The sequence below is a fragment of the Rhizobium sp. WYCCWR 11146 genome (genome assembly GCF_013591995.1).
GTDB classification, from domain to species: Bacteria; Pseudomonadota; Alphaproteobacteria; order Rhizobiales; family Rhizobiaceae; genus Rhizobium; species Rhizobium indicum.
On sequence record NZ_JACCEY010000037.1, the window covers coordinates 316,548 to 331,643 of the forward strand.

The 15,096-nt window shown below is 61.6% G+C and carries 16 protein-coding genes; 3 read left to right on the forward strand and 13 right to left on the reverse strand.

Annotated features, from left to right (window positions below; translation table 11 throughout):
- Nucleotides 1-921: substrate-binding domain-containing protein (locus tag HX899_RS29150; protein ID WP_181294003.1), on the reverse strand; the 921-nt coding region annotated here is incomplete at its 3' end.
- A gap of 230 nt (nt 922-1,151) precedes the next feature.
- Between HX899_RS29150 and HX899_RS29155 the strand changes: the two genes are divergently transcribed.
- Nucleotides 1,152-4,070 carry a pitrilysin family protein gene (locus HX899_RS29155; protein WP_181294004.1) on the forward strand — a complete coding sequence of 973 codons (2,919 nt, stop codon included), beginning with the start codon at nt 1,152-1,154 and terminating at the stop codon, nt 4,068-4,070.
- A gap of 14 nt (nt 4,071-4,084) precedes the next feature.
- Here the strand turns inward: HX899_RS29155 and HX899_RS29160 are convergent, their stop codons facing one another.
- From HX899_RS29160 to HX899_RS29170, 3 genes are all read right to left on the reverse strand, one after another.
- Nucleotides 4,085-4,765: a GNAT family N-acetyltransferase gene (locus tag HX899_RS29160; protein WP_181294005.1), complete on the reverse strand. Its 681-nt coding sequence runs from the start codon at nt 4,763-4,765 to the stop codon at nt 4,085-4,087.
- Entirely contained in the window at nt 4,762-5,253 is a 492-nt protein-coding gene (locus HX899_RS29165; protein WP_181294006.1) for a MarR family winged helix-turn-helix transcriptional regulator, read from the reverse strand. The genes HX899_RS29160 and HX899_RS29165 overlap by 4 nt, the downstream gene beginning before the upstream one ends.
- 116 nt (nt 5,254-5,369) lie before the next feature.
- The gene (locus HX899_RS29170; protein WP_181294007.1) at nt 5,370-6,590 is read right to left on the reverse strand and encodes an MFS transporter; all 1,221 of its coding nucleotides are present in this window, start codon (nt 6,588-6,590) and stop codon (nt 5,370-5,372) included.
- Nucleotides 6,591-6,714: 124 nt separating this feature from the next.
- On the opposite strand from HX899_RS29170, the gene HX899_RS29175 reads away from it, so the two are divergent.
- Nucleotides 6,715-8,223: a winged helix-turn-helix domain-containing tetratricopeptide repeat protein gene (locus HX899_RS29175; RefSeq protein ID WP_181294008.1), complete on the forward strand. Its 1,509-nt coding sequence runs from the start codon at nt 6,715-6,717 to the stop codon at nt 8,221-8,223.
- 24 nt (nt 8,224-8,247) lie between these two features.
- On the opposite strand, the gene HX899_RS29180 is transcribed toward HX899_RS29175, so the two are convergent.
- From HX899_RS29180 to HX899_RS29215, 9 genes are all read right to left on the reverse strand, one after another.
- A complete protein-coding gene (locus HX899_RS29180; RefSeq protein ID WP_138329458.1) occupies nt 8,248-8,781 on the reverse strand; it encodes a YidB family protein in 534 nt (177 codons plus the stop codon).
- A 171-nt stretch (nt 8,782-8,952) separates the two neighbouring features.
- Nucleotides 8,953-9,294: a hypothetical protein gene (locus HX899_RS29185; protein WP_029875156.1), complete on the reverse strand. Its 342-nt coding sequence runs from the start codon at nt 9,292-9,294 to the stop codon at nt 8,953-8,955.
- A 286-nt stretch (nt 9,295-9,580) separates the two neighbouring features.
- Nucleotides 9,581-10,042 carry a DUF411 domain-containing protein gene (locus tag HX899_RS29190; RefSeq protein ID WP_138329457.1) on the reverse strand — a complete coding sequence of 154 codons (462 nt, stop codon included), beginning with the start codon at nt 10,040-10,042 and terminating at the stop codon, nt 9,581-9,583.
- Nucleotides 10,043-10,098: 56 nt separating this feature from the next.
- A complete protein-coding gene (locus HX899_RS29195) occupies nt 10,099-10,386 on the reverse strand; it encodes a copper-binding protein (RefSeq protein ID WP_138329456.1) in 288 nt (95 codons plus the stop codon).
- Between the two features lie 23 nt (nt 10,387-10,409).
- On the reverse strand, nt 10,410-10,889 hold the full coding sequence (locus HX899_RS29200; RefSeq protein WP_180194176.1) for a plastocyanin/azurin family copper-binding protein: 480 nt from the start codon (nt 10,887-10,889) through the stop codon (nt 10,410-10,412).
- 32 nt (nt 10,890-10,921) lie between these two features.
- Nucleotides 10,922-12,268 carry a multicopper oxidase family protein gene (locus HX899_RS29205; RefSeq protein ID WP_180194175.1) on the reverse strand — a complete coding sequence of 449 codons (1,347 nt, stop codon included), beginning with the start codon at nt 12,266-12,268 and terminating at the stop codon, nt 10,922-10,924.
- Between the two features lie 13 nt (nt 12,269-12,281).
- Nucleotides 12,282-13,748 carry a TolC family protein gene (locus HX899_RS29210; protein WP_181294009.1) on the reverse strand — a complete coding sequence of 489 codons (1,467 nt, stop codon included), beginning with the start codon at nt 13,746-13,748 and terminating at the stop codon, nt 12,282-12,284.
- Nucleotides 13,745-13,972 (reverse strand): hypothetical protein, encoded by a 228-nt coding sequence (locus HX899_RS35295; RefSeq protein WP_171598775.1) that lies wholly within the window; start codon nt 13,970-13,972, stop codon nt 13,745-13,747. The genes HX899_RS29210 and HX899_RS35295 overlap by 4 nt, the downstream gene beginning before the upstream one ends.
- Nucleotides 13,973-14,065: 93 nt before the next feature.
- Nucleotides 14,066-14,479, reverse strand: coding sequence for a hypothetical protein (locus HX899_RS29215; protein ID WP_181294010.1), 414 nt, complete (start codon nt 14,477-14,479; stop codon nt 14,066-14,068).
- A gap of 144 nt (nt 14,480-14,623) precedes the next feature.
- Between HX899_RS29215 and HX899_RS29220 the strand changes: the two genes are divergently transcribed.
- On the forward strand, nt 14,624-15,064 hold the full coding sequence (locus tag HX899_RS29220) for a YqaA family protein (protein WP_181294018.1): 441 nt from the start codon (nt 14,624-14,626) through the stop codon (nt 15,062-15,064).
- The last annotated feature ends 32 nt before the right edge of the window (nt 15,065-15,096 follow it).

The following is a 15,096-nucleotide window of genomic DNA, read 5'->3' on the forward strand; positions in this document are numbered from 1 at the left end:
AGGGGCGGCATTCTCCGCCATGTCGAGAAGCAGCGAGGCGGCCGTTGCCCCCATGCTGGCATCCGGCATTTCGATGGTCGTCAGGGGTGGATCGATCAGCCGGCCGATGGCGATGCCGTCGAAGCCGGCGACCGAAACATCCCCAGGCACCGACAGTCCCTCGCGCTTCAGCGCGCCGATGACGCCGAGCGCCAGCAGATCGTTGGAGGCGATGATCGCCGTCGGCGCAAGCGAAGTCATCGCGACGCCAAGATCGAGCTGGTCATAACCGCTGACGAACGGGATCTGCACGGCATCGAGGGGTGTCAGCCCGCTCACGGCCATGGCGTCGAGGTAACCGCGGTAGCGAAGGTGGGCGCGGTCGGAGGCGGCAAAATTACCGGAGAGAAACAGAATGCGGCGATGGCCCATGCCGATCAGGAAGGACGTGATCTCGCGGCCGGCGCCGCGATTGTCGGCGGTAACAGCCGCCGGAAACTGCGCCGTCGGCAGGTTGTTGAGCAGCACGGTCGGCGGGAGCTTCGCAAGCAGCGCCTTGCTGGTGGATGGATCGCAGACGGTGAGGATCAGCCCGGTCGGCCGGTCGTTCAAGAGTGCTGCGACGGCATCGGCCTCGCGCGCCGGATCGTAATTCGACTGGGCGATCAAGACACCATGCCCGGCCACCAGCATGCGGTTCTGGATGCTCGACAGCGACGAGGCAAAGACCGGATTGGTGATGCTCGGGATCAGCACGCCGATGACGGGCCTGCGTCCGAGCCGCCCAGCAGACAGACCGGCCGGGCGATAGCCGAGTTCGGCGGCCGCACGGCGCACCTTGCGCACCATCAGGTCGCTGGCCGGTCCGTTGCGGTTGAGAACCCTGCTTGCGGTCGCCAGCGAGCATCCTGCTCGGAACGCGACCTGCTCCAATGTCGCCATCGAAAAACGCCTCCTGGTGACTGCATCGAGGCGCAATCCCTTAGGCGGGTTCGATGACATTGGTCTGACACCTAGAGCATGATGCCGAAAAGTGTGAGCGGTTTTCGGACGACATCATGCTCTAACTCTTTAATTGAGAACAGGATTCAGATTTTAGGCCGACCGGGCCTAAAATCATCCTGTTCTGGGCAGAGTTATCTACTTCTTATTCATTACACACATGGAAGTTGATGGGAAATGCAACCTGTGGAATAGTCAGATTGACGCCATCTACCCCATTCATTCTCATCACCTGGACAAGAATGTCTCATAAAAAAATGGAATGCTCCACGGTGTGCTGGTTTCTCGCGACGGTCTCCCTCGTCGCAAGCTTCACGTCGCCAGCCTATGCGAACAGCCTGTCCGTGCCCTGGCCACAAACGCAAAGCGACATCAAAGCCGACCCTCATGTGCGTTTCGGCATGCTCGCCAACGGCATGCGGTTTGCGACCATGCGCAATGTCACGCCGCCCGGACAGGCCGCGATCCGCTTTCGCATTGGCTCAGGTTCGCTCGACGAAAACGACAACCAGCAGGGTCTGGCGCATGTTCTTGAGCACATGGCCTTCAAGGGTTCGACACATGTCGCCGAAGGGGAGATGATCCGTATCTTGCAGCGCAAGGGTTTGGCTTTCGGGCCGGACACCAACGCCCACACCTCTTATGACGAGACTGTCTATGCACTCGATCTGCCCGAGGTCGATGCAGACACGGTTTCGACGGGCCTGATGCTGATGCGAGAAACGGCGAGCGAGCTGACCCTCGACGCCGGCGCCTTCGATCGCGAACGCGGCGTCATCCTGTCGGAGGAGCGGCTGCGCGACACGCCGCAGTATCGCGCGGCGCTCGAAATCATGAATTCGTTGCTCGCCGGCAAGCGCGCGACCATGCGGGCACCGATCGGTAAAGCCGACATCATCAGCAATGCGCCTGTGGCCCTTGTCCGTGATTATTACCGGGCCAATTACCGACCCGATCGGGCAACGCTGGTGGTGGTGGGCGATGTCGACCCCGTCGCCATGGAAACGGAAATCCGGCAGCGCTTCGGCGACTGGAAGGCTGTGGATCCGACGCCGACAAAACCGGATCTCGGCACGCTGGTGACGAAAGGCGAAAGCGCCAACCTCATCGTTGTTCCCGGCGGCATGACGAGCGTACAGGTCGCCTGGACACGTCTCTATGACGCCGCGCCTGACACCTTCGCCAAGCGCCGCGCTGAGCTTATTGAAAATCTCGGTCTCATCGTGCTCAATCGCCGGGTTAGCACCATCGCCGGCAAGGCGGATGCTCCATTCATCAGTGCGGGCATCGGCTCTCAAGATCTCCTCGATTCCGCTCATGTCGTCCTGATCGCGGCGAACTCCGAGCCGGACAAATGGCAGGCGGCGCTCACGGCCATTGACCAGGAACAGCGTCGTATCCAGGAGTTCGGCGCTACGCAGGCGGAAATCGATCGCGAAATTCTCGACTATCGCTCGGCCCTGCAGGCTGCTGCGGCCGGAGCCGCGACGCGCACGACCACCGACGTCGCTTCCATGTTGGCGAGCAGCATCGATGACGATCAAGTCTTCACCTCGCCTACCGAAGAACTCTCGCTGTTCGAGACGATGACGAACGGCGTCACGGCGGCCGAGGTCAATCAGGCGCTGCAGCGTGCTTTCTCCGGCAACGGTCCACAGGTCGTGCTGCAGACGGCCCAATCACCTGAGGGCGGAGCCGACGCGGTTCGGCAAGTCTACGATGCGTCGAATGCCGTTGCCCTCTCGGCACTATCCAGTGCAACTGACGTCGCCTGGCCCTACGCCCATTTCGGCGCGCCGGGCGCTGTGGTCGAACGCCGCGCCGTCGACGATCTCGGCTTGACTATGGTGCGCTTTTCCAACGGCGTGCGTCTTACCGTCAAGCCAACCAAGCTGCGTGCCAACGAAGTGCTGGTGCGTGAAGATATCGGCGGCGGTCGGCTGGACCTGCCGCACGACCGTTCCGCTCCGATCTGGGCATCTCCGGCCGTCGTGCTGTCCGGCGTGAAGGCCATGGATTACCAGGATATCCAGAAAGCGCTGACGGCCAACATCGTCAGCATCGATTTTTCGGTAGGCGACAGCTCCTTCAGGTTCGACGGTCATACAAGGACTGAAGATCTTGCGACGCAACTGCAGCTCATGACCGCATACACCTCCGATCCCGCCTATCGCCCCGAGGCTTTCAAGCGCGTGCAGCAAGCCTATTTGAGCGGTCTCGATCAGTATGAGGCGACGCCCGGCGGCATTGTCAGCCGCGATTTCCCAGGTCTCGTACATTCGCGCGATCCGCGCTGGACCTTCCCCGATCGCGCGCAGTTGTCGGCCGCTCATCCAGACGATTTCGAGGCGCTGTTCCAACCTATGATCTCCAACGGCCCGATCGATATCACCATTGTCGGCGACGTGGCGGTGGATGACGCGATCCGGCTGACGGCTGAAACCTTTGGCGCCTTGCCGCCGCGCCCGGAGATGATGTCGAGCGACGATCGGAACGAGGTGCGTTTTCCGGTGACGAACGAGAAGCCCGTTGTGGGGACCCATAACGGCAGGGCAGATAACGCCGCCGCCGCGGTAGGGGCTCCGATTGGCGATTTGCTTTCCGACCTGCCGCGGTCCTTCGCCGCCAATCTCGCCACCCAGATTTTCCAAAACAGGTTGATCGACCAGTTTCGCATCGCAGAAGGAGCAGGCTATGTGCTGGAGGGCGATGCTGACCTGTCAAGTGAAGTCCCTGGCTACGGCTACGCATATTTCTACGCCGAGACAGACCCGGCAAAGGTCGCGCGCTTCTACGCACTCGTCGACGAGATCGCCAAGGATCTGCGGTCGCATGATGTCTCCCCGGACGAACTTGCGCGCGCCCGGGAACCCATCATCGAGACACTGAAGCATCAGCAACAGGGTAACGAATATTGGATTGAATATTTGCGCGGCGCTCAGACGGATTCGCGCGGCTTAGATCGGATACGCGACAATCTCAGCGGCTACGACAGGGTCGCCGCCGCAGATATCCGCGCGTTTGCCACGACTTATTTCAGCCCGGAAAAATTCTGGAAATTCGAAGTGCTGCCGCCGGCGGTGCGATAGGTCGTGGGCACGGCTCAGGAACGGCGTTTGACCACGCGCATGTTCATCTCCGCGCGAAGCGCAAAACCATGTGTCTTGTAGAGCGAAATGGCCGATGTGTTCGCCGCATAGGCGTGCAGATAGGCTGTGTCGCCGCTCGATGCGATTTCGCCGGCAACGAAGCGGAAGAGCAGGGTGCCGAGGCCGCGTCCCTGGACATCGGGATGGGTGCAAAGCCCGCTGAGCTCGATGAAGCCTGTCTGCCGCATCCGTTGTCCGACCATCGCCACCAGGCGGCCTTCGCTCTTGATCCCCCAGAAGCTGCCGAGGCTCTGGGCTCGCAATGTGAACGGCCCAGGTTTGGTCAGTGTCGCCAATGCCAGCATGTCGGCGGCATCGGCCTCCGTCAGCGGCTGGATGCGAGAATCCGAAATCCTCTCATGGTGTCGCTCGGCAACCATCTGGACCACCGATGCCTCCGTGACGACGGCAAGACCCGGTGGAATGGCGATCGGCCCGGATTCGACGAGAATCATGCTCTCCTCCGGCGAAGGCAGGTTCTCCAGGGCGTCGAGGCTCTCCGGCGTATCGTCGGCTGACGCCGCGAAAGGAACGATGGAGGGTGGGTATCGCCGCGCGGACATGCCACCTTCGGCAAGATCGGCATGCGCGGTCTCCAACGCGCTCCAGATCGGTCGGTCGAGAATATGTTTCATTGTGTTTCCTCCTTGGCGGCGTTGCGGCGCGCAAGCGGCACCGCCGCAAGCCCGTCCTCGATGGCCGCGAGCTGTTCGAGGATCGGCCCGTCGAGATCGCCGCAGAGATCCGCAACGGCGGCGGCGATGCGCGGCCAGATCACCTTTTTCGAATAATCGACGAGGTCCTGTCCCTTGTAGGTCAGCGAGACCAGTCTCCGGCGCTGATCATCCGGGGCCGGCTGCATGTCGACGTAACCGAGTTCGAGAAGCTGGCCGATGGTGCGGGTTGCGCCGGGCTGGGTGATGCCCACCGCCTGTGCGAGCTCGCCGATCGTCAGCGGCCCAGACCGATCGATCGCTGCAAGGAATGGATATTGGCCCGCCTGAATGCCGAGACCGGCCTCGTCGATGACCTGCTGGGTATCGGCCTGCAGCCTTTCTCCGATGCGCCGCAGCCGGCTGCCCATGCACAGAAACCCCAGCGTTCGGACCACATCCTCGACCATGCCGATCTCCATTTGTATGGGATGTTATATAACATGTTATGCATTAAATGGCAATTCTTCTGAGCAAAGGGCCGGCAGGTGAAGCCGGGGCAGGGCGGCACGAGCAAGTGCCTCGATCAGCCCCGCCATCTCCTGGCCACCAGAAACACCGCCAGCACACAGCTGAGCAGGCCAAGGGACAATGGCAAACCCTGATGTCCGATCAGCTGCATCGCCAGTCCTGTCGCGGGCGATCCGACGATGCCGCCGATGCCCCATACCAAGGCGAAGGTCGCATTTCCGGCGATCAGGGCCTGGCCGGTGAAACGCTCGCCGAGCTGGATCAGCGACAAGGTGTAGATCCCGAACGAGACCCCGCCCCAGACGAAAACGAGCGGCCAGATAAGCCACGAATTGAAGGCCGACGGCAGCAGCAGGCAACCGGCGAGGCAAGCCAGGACACAGAAGAGCATCATCCGCGTCGAGCTGAACCGTTCGGCCAAGCGCCCGAGCAAAATCTGCAGTACGGCATTGCCAGCGATGAAACAGGTGATGAGCGAAGCGATGCGCTCCTCGGCGCTGCCGAGTGCTGCGCCATAGACCGCGAACAGGGAAAGCAGGATCTGCTCGAAGGCGGCAGCGGTAAAAACGGCAAACAACAGCAGTGGTGCCAGCGCGAAGAAGCCGCCCACCGTTGTTGCCTCGCCTTCACCAGGCATGTCGGGCAGGCGAGGGACGACCGCAAGCACGATCAGGCCGCAGAGGAGGAAGGCCGTAATGCCGATCACGAAGGGCGGCCAACCCTCGGTGCCGGTGAGCCAGAGCGACAGCGGACCGATGGCGAAGCCGCCCGAAACGATCGATGAATAGAGGCCCATGATCCGGCCCCGGCGCGGCGCCGGTGTGATCGAGATCAGCCAGGTTTCGCTGATCACGTAAAGCGGATTGGCGAAGACGCCGAGCAGGAAGCGCAGCGGCATCCAGGCCCAGACGTCCTGCGCCCAGGCAATCGCCATCAGGGTGAAGGCGGCCAGGATCGAACACAGGATCGCCAGCCGCGCCCCACCCACGCGCTGCGAAAGCGCCGGAATGAAGGGCGCCGATAGAATGAAACCGAGCGGCGTCATAGCCGCCGACAAACCGATCAGGCCCGATGTCGTTCCCTGCCGCTCCAGGATGAAGCTGAGCAGCGGATAGGTCAGCCCCTGCGCCACGGCAAACACCGTGACGGTCGCGATGATACCCGCCATCGCGGCCCATGGGATCCGATCCGCTCGCAGCGATGTCGTGCCGTGCAAATGCCGATCCGACACGTCCGCCGGCTCCACGCAGGAAATATCGTTCACAGCAACCTCCATAGGGTTTGAAGGGCCGGGGCCTTTCACCTGAAAGAGGATGAATTCTGCAGGATAGGGTGAGCGTCGTACTTAAGCTTTCCCAAAAAGTTCTCAAAAACGTCCAAACCGATTATAGATGCGCCCCATGCAGGGATCGCGCTTTGCCTTTGGTCCGTTCGTGCTTGATCCGGTGGCGGGAACGCTCCTTCGGAACGATGATCCCGTCGCAGTCGGCCATCGCGGGCTGAAGCTGCTTGCAGCACTCGTCGAACGATCCGGCGAAATCTTGGGGAAGGCCGAGTTGATGGACGCGGCGTGGCCGGGCATATCAGTCGAGGAAGGCAACCTAACCGTCCAGATCGCGCAGCAGCGCAAGCTGCTTGGTCCGGCCGCCGACGGCGGTGAATGGATCTCCACGGTTCCGCGCGTCGGCTACCGCTTCATAGGTGCCATCAATCAGCTCGGCGGCGTCAAACGAAAACCTTTGCCGCTGCCCGACAAACCATCGATATCAGTGCTGCCCTTCGTGAATATCAGCAACGATCCCGAGCAGGAATCCTTCGCGGATGGGCTGACCGAAGACCTGATCACCGACCTCTCCAGGATGCCGGGCCTGTTCGTCATCGCCCGCAACTCGGCTTTCGCCTACAAGGGAAAGGCGATGGATGTGCGCGAGATCGCCGAGGAGCTCGGCGTGCGCTATCTGCTGCAGGGCAGTGCAAGACGTGTCGAGGCGCGCGTGCGCATCAACGCCCAGCTGGTCGATGCGGCAAGTGGCGATCATCTATGGGCGGAACGCTTCGATCGCAGCCTGGACGATATCTTTGCCGTTCAGGACGAGGTGACGGCCAAGATCGTGGAGGCGCTGCTCGGCCGGCTGCGCGTACCGCCGCCGCGCAACCGGCCCAAAAATCTCGAGGCTTACGATCTCTGCGTGCGGGCGCGCAGGCTGATGGACGATACGCCGCAGACGGCGCGGGAAGCGCATCTGATGCTGACGCGCGCGATTGTCCTCGATCCTGATTATGCCGAGGCCTATCGCTGGCTTGCCATGAACCACTGGATGGGAGAGGTGCATAGCGGCGGACCAACGCAACCCGCCCGTGACCTTGCTTTGGGGCTGGCGCGCAAGGCTGTCGCGATCGATCCCAACGATGCCGGCTGCCGCTGGATACTGGCTTATCTACTTGCCTATGAGCGCAGCTTCGACGAGGCGGAAGCGGAATTTGCCAAGGCGATCGAACTCGACCCGAACGAGGCCGACACCTTCGCGGCGCTATCCGACATCGCGGTCCTGGCCGGGCGGGTCGGGGAGGGCCTCGAGCATATCGCCAAGGCCTTCCGGTTGAACCCGTTTCCGGCGAGCTGGTACTATCTGGCGCTCGGCCAGGCGCAATATGCTGCCGGCCAATACGCAACCGCTGTCGAGACGCTGCGCAACGACGAGACCTATCGCACGAGCTCACGCCGTTTCCTGGCGGCAAGTCTTGCCCAACTCGGCCGGCTCGACGAGGCACGCGCCGAGGCCGAACTGTTTCTCGTCGCCAACCCGGATTTTTCAACCCGCCACTGGGCGGCGACCGAGCCATTCCGCGACGCTCGGACGCTTGAGCATTTCGTTGACGGCTACCGCAAGGCGGGACTTCCGGAGTGACGCGTGCCTCAAGACGGCCCGTGATTAGATGGTGCCGGGCCGCGTGGAGGTGGTGAACTGGCTCGCGGAAGACAAAAAATCCTCTTCGGCGGTGGGCAGTTTTCCGTTTGGTGTCAGGTCGTCGACCGCTTTGGGAAGATCGCGCTTCAGCCGCTCAAGAATCTCTTGATGCGAAAGGCCGGTATTGGCAGCGATCTCGTTGAGAACCTCCGGCCCCAGTGCTTCCGCGAGCTGGCCGTCATCGATGTCGGCATTTGGACCGGGCTGTACCCACGACTCCGCCTTGTCACCGTGACCATTCTGCTGAAACGTCTTCAGCAGATCGCCGAGACCGCCGCTGACGATGCTGCCTGATGTCAACCCGCCCAGAAGGCCGCCGAGACCACCCGAACCGGTCAGTCCGCCAAGAAGGCCGCCAAGCCCGCCGGGCTGCTGGTTTCCCGCGCCAGCCTGCTGGGGGTTCTGGATGCCCCGTAGGAGCTCTCCGATCTTGTCTCTGTTTTGGTAGCCGGCAACGGCAAGGACGGCGAGAAGCGCCTTCAATTGACCGCTCATCATGATGAATCCTCCTATGGTGCTCCAAGGTGCACGCGACCCAAAGTAGGGCGCTGCATGGGCAGCAATGTCCAGAGGGGCCAAAGGTTCCGCCGCTTTGAAAACAAGGGCTCACGGCTGACCGTTCGACGATCTCGAAGGCCAGCTGTCCCACTTCATTTGCTCACGCCGCGGTCAGATTTCCGGGCAGCCTCGGCGGTTTGCAAAGGTCATTCGTTCCGGTCCACGGCGAGTCATCCCCTGCACGACGATACTGCGGGGAGACATGCGTACGATCTGCGCTCTGCGAAGTCCTTCGCTACGTGCGATGTCGAGAGCATCATCCGGGTCGCATCCGCGCCGTCCGCGCCGATCATATCCGTCATATCTGTCACGATCGCGATTACGATCGTAAACCCCGACGCCACCGGGGCCGACCCGCAACTCCAAGTCCTGCGCTGCCGCGATCGTCGGCGAGATCGTCAAGCCGCTTATCGCAGCCAAGCCGACCAGTACGAACTGAAGAGATTTCCGCATGAGTTCCTCCCATGATCCTATGTTTATCGTAATGACAACATCGCCATGCGAGATTTGTTCCTTGAGGTAAGAGGGCTCGGTGAGGGCGCCGAACGTGTCGTTCGTCTCATCGAAAGCGCGTCGCATGAATCCAATTCGATGCGGCGCGCTTTAAAGATCATTCGTTTCAACAGCCATGTTCGACGCCGTCGACGCGGCAACCGGTCGATCAGTCTCAGTCTGGCGCAGCGCGATTCCGCTCCGGTTCCCTGATCGGCCGCCGGCTCTGGCCTGATCGATCGCGACGTCAGCCCTTCCGGGGACGGACCTCCAGGAATACGTATGGCGCGCCGGTTCCCGAGGGGATCGCATATACATCATAGGACGCCTGCGGGTCGTCGCCCATCCCCAACGAGCCGGACGGCATGCCCGGCACGGCCAGCCCTCGGACCGGCGGTCGCTCCTGCAACAGGCGCTGGACGGCATCGAGCGGCACGTGTCCCTCGACGTAATATTCCTCGACGACGGCGGTGTGGCACCCCTGCATGTCGGCCGGCACGCCCAACCGCGCCTTGACCGCTGCAAGGTCGTCGGTGTCGCGAGCGTCGAGGGAAAATCCTGCCGCTGCCATCGCCTTCGACCATTCATGACAGCAGCCGCAGTTTGGATCCTTGTAGACGGTCATCTTCGCCGGCGCGGCGGCGCGTGTCCCTCCGCCAAGGAATGCCAGGGCGGATGCCGCCATTGTAATAAAGCTTCTCCTGTGCATCGTCTCCACTCCTTGATGTTCTGCCGCCCGGATCGAGACCGGGCGGCAGGAGCCCCCTATTTTACTTCGGTGACGGTCAGCTTGCCATTCACGCGTTCGGCGACGAACTCGATCTTCGAACCTTCCTTCAGCCTTTCGAGCAGAGCCGGGTCTTCGACCCGGAAAACCATCGTCATCGCAGGCATGTCGAGGTTCTTCAGCTCCTCATGCTTGATGGTCACCTTGTTCGCTTTGGCGTCGACCTTGTTGACGACACCCTTGGTGAATTCCTGGGCGAACGCACCAAAGGCCGCGCTGGCAGAGAGCAGGACGGCCACGCTGATTTTGATCATGGCAGTTTTCATGTTCGTAGCTCCTTTTTTGCGGATTATTTCCCAGCGACGGTGACGTCGCCGTGCATGCCGGCTTCGTAATGGCCGGGGATCAGGCAGGCGAACTTGAATTCGCCGTCGGTAGTGAACTTCCAGACGATCTCGCCGGATTGACCAGCCGGAAGGCGGATGGAATTGGCGTCGGCGTGTTCCATTTCCGGGAACTTCTCCATGATCTTCTTGTGCTCCAGAATCTTGTCTTCCTGATCGAGCACGAATTCGTGGTCGATCGTTCCGGCATTCTTGATCGCGATCTTGACCGTCTGCCCCTTGCGGACGTTGAAGGCTGCGGGAGTAAACAGCATCTTTCCGTCGTCGGTTTCCTTCATCGTGACGCGGATGGTCTGTGTCGCCTTGGCCTTGTCGCCGGGTTCTCCGATAGCCATCTTCTCGCCGTGGCCACCGGCATGATTGCCGGCGGCAAGTGCTGGCGACGCGAGTGCTGCGAGGGCCAGAGCCATGAAATAATTCTTCATCCGTAATTCCTTTTCGATGTTGAGATCGGACCTCAGCCGTTTGTCGGCTTCGGCGTGATTTGCGTTTTCGCGTCTTTGGCCTTGGTCGCGTCCGGAAGTTCTCCGGTCCACTCGAAGGCCTGCGTTCCGGGCGGGTTTTCGTACCAGCCAGGATCTGAGTAATCGTCCGCCGAAATCCCCTCGCGGACTTTCACCACCGAGAACATGCCGCCCATTTCGATCGGACCATGCGGTCCCCAGCCGGTCATCATCGGAACGGTATTCTCGGGGATGGGCATCTCCATTTCGCCCATATCGGCCATGCCCTTGGTGCCCATGGGCATGTATTCCGGCTGCAGCTTCCTGATTTTCTCGGCAACCTTCGATTTGTCCGCACCGATGAAGGTTGGAATGTCGTGACCCATGGCGTTCATCGTGTGGTGCGACTTGTGGCAGTGGATCGCCCAGTCGCCGAGATACTTGGCGTCGAACTCGTAGGCACGCATCGCGCCGACAGGGATGTCGATGCTTACCTCCGGCCACCGCGCTTCCGGCCGCACCCAGCCACCGTCGGTACAGGTCACTTCGAAATCGTAGCCATGCATGTGGACCGGATGGTTGGTCATCGTCAGGTTGCCGACGCGGACGCGCACCCGGTCATTCCTGGACACGACGAGAGGGCTGATGTCCGGGAACACGCGGCTGTTCCAGCACCACATGTTGAAGTCGGTCATCTCCATGATCCGCGGTACGTAGGAGCCGGGGTCGATGTCGTAGGCGTTGAGCAGGAAGACGAAGTCTCGGTCGACGCGCATGAACTTGGGATCTTTCGGATGGATCACGAAGAAACCCATCATGCCCATGGCCATCTGCACCATCTCGTCGGAATGCGGGTGGTACATGAAGGTGCCGGATTTCACGAGGTCGAACTCGTACACATAGGTCTTGCCGACTGGAATATGCGGCTGTGTCAGGCCGCCGACGCCGTCCATGCCTGACGGCAGGATCATGCCGTGCCAGTGGATCGTCGTGTGCTCCGGCAGCTTGTTGGTGACGAAGATGCGGACGCGATCGCCCTCGACCGCCTCGATCGTCGGTCCCGGTGACTGTCCGTTGTAGCCCCACAGATAGGCGGTCATGCCGTCTGCCATCTCGCGTTCGACCGGTTCGGCGACCAGGTGGAACTCCTTGACGCCATTGTTCATCCTGTGCGGCAGGGTCCAGCCGTTGAGGGTGACCACGGGCTGATAGTCTGGACCTGAGGCAGGGTGGAGTGGCGGCTGCATGTCCGCCGATTCCATAGTCGGTGCGTCGGGCAGGCCCATCGCCGCCGTCTTCGTCCAGGCGGCTGCGGTGAGCAGAGCGGCGCTGGCTCCAAAAAGTTGTCGTCTGTTGAACATGGAGTGTCCTTTCTCAATGACCGCCGCCAGCGCTGCTTTCGGAAGCAGCGGCGACCTCGGTCTCTGCCGACGCCTTCGTCGCGCCGCCGCCGTAGATCGCAGGCGCCAGATCGGCTTCGGCCAGCCAGAAATCTCGCTTCGCGTTGACGGAGAGCAGGATGGAGTTGATCTTGTCGCGGGTGTCTGTCAGCAGCTCGAAGGTGTTCGAGATCATGCCGTTGTAGGTCAGCAGGGATTCTTCCTCGACCTTGGTGCGCAGCGGCACGACGTTGTTGCGGTAGTGCCGCGCGATATCGTAGTTCGAGCGGTAAGCCTCGTAGGCGGAGCGTGCTTCCGAGCGGACGTTGACGGCTTTCTCCGCCAAGAGGTTCGCCGCCCGCATGTAGGCCAGCTCGGACTTGCGCATCCGGGCCTTGCCGGTGTCGAAGATCGGAATGGCGAACTCCAGTTCGACCTGCGCAGTGGTTCGCGTTTTCGTCTCGTCGTCCTCGATTTCGCGTTCCGTTTCGAAACCGGTCAGGACTTGGAGGTCGGTCACATAGCGTGTCGCCTCGGTAAGGCCGTAGGACTTGCCCGTGGCCTCAAGGTCGAGCTTTGCGATCTGCAGATCGATGCGGTTCCTGAGAGCCTCGGCCTCGATGGTATTGCGTCGGACGACGGAGTTGGGGAGCGGCGGCAGGCTGTTCTGGACCTGATAGTCCAGATCGGAGCCCCAGAGACCCATCAGCCGCGTCAACTCCTCCTTGGCAAGACGGGCGGACAGGCGGGCCTTCGCCGTTTCTCCGGCGAGTTCGGCGACGAAGACATGTTCACGGGCTTGAGCGCCCTTGGTCATTGCGCCGGTCTCGCCAAGCTTCTCCGCGAGTTCCGAGGCTGCGTCGGCGGTCGCCTGGGCACGCTGGAGCTGCCCGACGGTCTCCCATGACGCCACCGCGCCGATCCAGGCGCGCCGGGTGTCGGCGGCGACCTGAAGTGTCTTCACCGCCGCGGTCAATTGCGCTTGCCGGAAGCGGGTGTCGGCGATCGCCATGTCCCTGTTCTTCGTGGCGAGCGCCAGGATGTTCGTCGTGATCATCCCTTCGATCGTCTTGAACGCCTGCAGTCCCGGAGTTCCGATGCCGGTGGTGCCGATGGAGACGGTCGGGTTTATGAACATCGTCGACTGCCAGGCGTCGGCGGCGCTGTCGCCAAGATCGGCATAGGCGGCCTGCAGGCCCTTGTTGTTGAGCAGCGCGATCTGGACGGCCGTCTCGGCGTCGAGGGTCTTTGCTCGAGCAAGCAGACTTTTGACCTGCGCGGCCGCCGATCGGGCCTGGTTCTGGTTCTGGATCCAGACGGTCTCTTTCGCCGTGACAATGGCGGTTTTGTTGGCAACGGAGGTGAAACCCGCCTCTTTGCGGGAATAGTCGGCGCCTGTAACGCAGCCGCTCAAGGCGAGCGGGAATGCCAGCGCCGCGATCAGTCTTGCGGTGCCGATCATGAGTCGTCTCCATTCATGGGAGACTGCAGATCGTTCTGTCTGCGCCAGGGTTTGGGATCGACCGGCTGCCGGGCGACGTAGCCTGCGATCGGCGACCTGTATGCCGCCGGAAGTGCGGACGGCTGGTCTACCGCGGTGGGAGACGCCACCACGTCGGGAGGAAGTGTGGATGCGCAGCCGCCGACGATAAGCGGCAGCCCCACCACGAAAAGCGAGGGTTTCATTATGAAATTTCCGAATAGGAGATAGCCTACGGGCCGCTCGCCCCGAAGCAGGCAAGCGTCCGACTAGACCCGATCAAACGGGTACGTCTCTATTCAGATATTCGGGGGACGGTGGAGGGGCGGCAGCTCGCCAAGGGTTGTTCGGTCGTCGATGAACTGCCGGATCGAGGTTACGACGGGTCCGCCGACATCCTGGCCTTCACAAATAATGCCGAGCCCGCCACAGAAATCCTTGCAGCATTCTTGCTTGACTGGCTTCGATACGCCATCTGCGTTACCGCCGGCCTCGCCCTGGGAGTGGTCATGGGCAGCCATCTTCGTCATGTCATGGCCATCGTGATGCTGCAGAGCATCGGACTCGGACAGTACCGCCGCCATTTCGGGGAACGAGGAGCCATGCATGGCGGCGCTTGCATTCGACAGCGAGTACCCCGCCAGTGATACGATGATCACCAGCCGCATCATCACGAGCAGCCTGCTCATTGCGATTCGGTACATCTTGCCCATGCTCCTCGAACTACATGCAAAGCAGCTCGATTTCAATTGCGACTCATCTGTCGTCGATGTTCGAGTCCTTTATGTGGCACGGACATCGTGCACAGGTTGGAGAGTCTAACGGTGAACGACAGCAGGAGCTGGTCTTTTCTGACGATGATCGATTTCGCATCCTACTTGGGACTTTTCATCGCGGCTCTCGGGGCGGCGACGATCTTGCCGATGCAGTCGGAGCCCGTGCTGGTCGGCCTTCTTGTCACGGGCAAGTTCTCCGTTCCGGCTTTGGTCGCTGTCGCCAGCGTCGGAAATACGCTCGGAAGCGTGGCCAATTGGTTCCTCGGTCGCGGGGTTGAAAGGTTTCGGGACCGGCGCTGGTTTCCGGTCGGCGAGAAGGTCCTCGAACGTTCGTCCCGCTGGTACCGGAGATACGGCAAGTGGACATTGCTCCTGTCGTGGATGCCACTGTTCGGGGACGCTCTCACGGTTGTCGCCGGCGTGCTCAGGGAGCCGCTCACACCGTTCACGATCCTGGTTTTCGTCGCCAAGACCGGCCGCTATGTCGTGCTGACGCTGGCAACTCTAGAAATTCTCGGCTGATCGTTTCCGGCGCGAGAACACCATCCGGTCGA

Excerpts from the sequence above, each read along its gene's own strand:
- HX899_RS29190 (WP_138329457.1), bottom strand. The coding sequence starts at position 10,042 with ATGCACAGGAGAAGCTTTATTACAATGGCGGCATCCGCCCTGGCATTC.
- HX899_RS29170 (WP_181294007.1), bottom strand. The coding sequence starts at position 6,590 with ATGGAGGTTGCTGTGAACGATATTTCCTGCGTGGAGCCGGCGGACGTG.
- HX899_RS29215 (WP_181294010.1), bottom strand. The coding sequence starts at position 14,479 with ATGGGCAAGATGTACCGAATCGCAATGAGCAGGCTGCTCGTGATGATG.
- HX899_RS29185 (WP_029875156.1), bottom strand. The coding sequence starts at position 9,294 with ATGCGGAAATCTCTTCAGTTCGTACTGGTCGGCTTGGCTGCGATAAGC.
- HX899_RS29180 (WP_138329458.1), bottom strand. The coding sequence starts at position 8,781 with ATGATGAGCGGTCAATTGAAGGCGCTTCTCGCCGTCCTTGCCGTTGCC.
- HX899_RS29205 (WP_180194175.1), bottom strand. The coding sequence starts at position 12,268 with ATGTTCAACAGACGACAACTTTTTGGAGCCAGCGCCGCTCTGCTCACC.
- HX899_RS29195 (WP_138329456.1), bottom strand. The coding sequence starts at position 10,386 with ATGAAAACTGCCATGATCAAAATCAGCGTGGCCGTCCTGCTCTCTGCC.
- HX899_RS29210 (WP_181294009.1), bottom strand. The coding sequence starts at position 13,748 with ATGATCGGCACCGCAAGACTGATCGCGGCGCTGGCATTCCCGCTCGCC.
- HX899_RS29200 (WP_180194176.1), bottom strand. The coding sequence starts at position 10,889 with ATGAAGAATTATTTCATGGCTCTGGCCCTCGCAGCACTCGCGTCGCCA.
- HX899_RS29165 (WP_181294006.1), bottom strand. The coding sequence starts at position 5,253 with ATGGTCGAGGATGTGGTCCGAACGCTGGGGTTTCTGTGCATGGGCAGC.
- HX899_RS35295 (WP_171598775.1), bottom strand. The coding sequence starts at position 13,972 with ATGAAACCCTCGCTTTTCGTGGTGGGGCTGCCGCTTATCGTCGGCGGC.
- HX899_RS29220 (WP_181294018.1), top strand. The coding sequence starts at position 14,624 with ATGATCGATTTCGCATCCTACTTGGGACTTTTCATCGCGGCTCTCGGG.
- HX899_RS29175 (WP_181294008.1), top strand. The coding sequence starts at position 6,715 with ATGCAGGGATCGCGCTTTGCCTTTGGTCCGTTCGTGCTTGATCCGGTG.
- HX899_RS29155 (WP_181294004.1), top strand. The coding sequence starts at position 1,152 with ATGGGAAATGCAACCTGTGGAATAGTCAGATTGACGCCATCTACCCCA.
- HX899_RS29160 (WP_181294005.1), bottom strand. The coding sequence starts at position 4,765 with ATGAAACATATTCTCGACCGACCGATCTGGAGCGCGTTGGAGACCGCG.